This window comes from Acetobacter fallax, from assembly GCF_011516735.1.
Classification (GTDB): domain Bacteria; phylum Pseudomonadota; class Alphaproteobacteria; order Acetobacterales; family Acetobacteraceae; genus Acetobacter; species Acetobacter fallax.
Genome location: NZ_WOSX01000122.1, coordinates 1 through 1,206, shown reverse-complemented (window position 1 = coordinate 1,206; position 1,206 = coordinate 1). Strand labels below are relative to the sequence as shown.

Genomic DNA, 1,206 nt, shown 5'->3' with positions numbered 1-1,206 from the left:
CTGCGCTCGGGTGATTTCAGTCCAGGCCATCTTGATCTCATCAGGTTATCGCAAACCCATGAATCATAACCCGCTGAAATCACTCAACTCATTTTCGGTCAGACACTCAGGTCGCCTCTGGCACAGAGCCTGCTCGAGAGCATCCAGCACGAAGTCGGTATGGGCCGTTGAGGAGACGCGCCAGCCCACAATAACCCGTGCGAATACATCAATGATGAAGGCCACATAAACAAAGCCCTGCCATGTGGAAACGTAAGTAAAATCCGAAACCCACAGTCTGTTGGGGGCAGGAGCATGAAACTGGCGCTGCACCAGATCCTGCGGACACGGACGTTGCGGATCAGGCCGTGTGGTTCTGACCCCCTTGCCACGAATGACGCCTTTCAGCCCCATCCGGCGCATCAGCCGCTCTACCGTGCAGCGGACGACATCCAGGCCTTCACGTTTGAGCTGATGCCAGACCTTGCGCGCTCCATAGACGCAGAAATTATCATTCCACACTCTACGGATGTCATCGCACAGTTCTTTGTCTTTCTGGCTGCGCACACACGGATTTTTCTGTCTGGCAACAGTTGCATAATAGGCAGATGGTGCAATCGACAGAACCCTGCAGATTGACCCGACACCATATGTCTGCCGGTGCTCCTCAATGAAGCGTGTCATGGCTTGAAGATGCGGTCGAGCTCCGCCTGGGCAAAATATGCCGACGCCTTACGCAGGATTTCATTGGCCTGCCGCAATTCGCGGTTCTCTCGCTCCAGTTGCCTGATCTTCTCTCGATCAGGCAGCTCACTCACCGCAGGCGCATTGGCACGTTCATGCAGACGGGTCCATTTTGACAGCGTGTCAGGATGAATATCCAGCTTTGGCGCGATCATCATCACCGCAGACCAGCGTGATGGATGGTTCTTCTCTTCCTCCAGAACCATGCGGGCTGCACGTTCACGAAACTCAGGTGGAAAACGCTTCGATTTGTTGCTCATGAATCCTTCTTACCTCTCGGGTCGTTCCGTCTCCACAAAACCCGGGGCAATTCAATGGCTCTAGAGCTTTTCCACTTTAATCTGGTTCATATCCTGCGGCTGTAAAGAAACGGGCGCATTGGCTGGGAGTGAAAGCGTGAAGCAGAGCGCCGACGGTGTCCCACAGAGCACCGACAGTCCGTTCGGCTTTGGCGCGCAGCAAGGCCTTGAGTTTTGAAAAGGC

Annotated in this window: 1 pseudogene and 1 other annotated feature; the pseudogene reads right to left on the bottom strand. The window is 54.5% G+C overall.

The window, feature by feature from the left end:
- Positions 1–108 precede the first annotated feature (108 nt).
- Positions 109–983, bottom strand: a pseudogene (locus GOB85_RS19530) (IS3 family transposase); the annotation flags it as partial.
- Positions 589–705: a sequence feature (AL1L pseudoknot), on the bottom strand. Its footprint overlaps the pseudogene before it by 117 nt.
- Positions 984–1,206 lie beyond the last annotated feature (223 nt).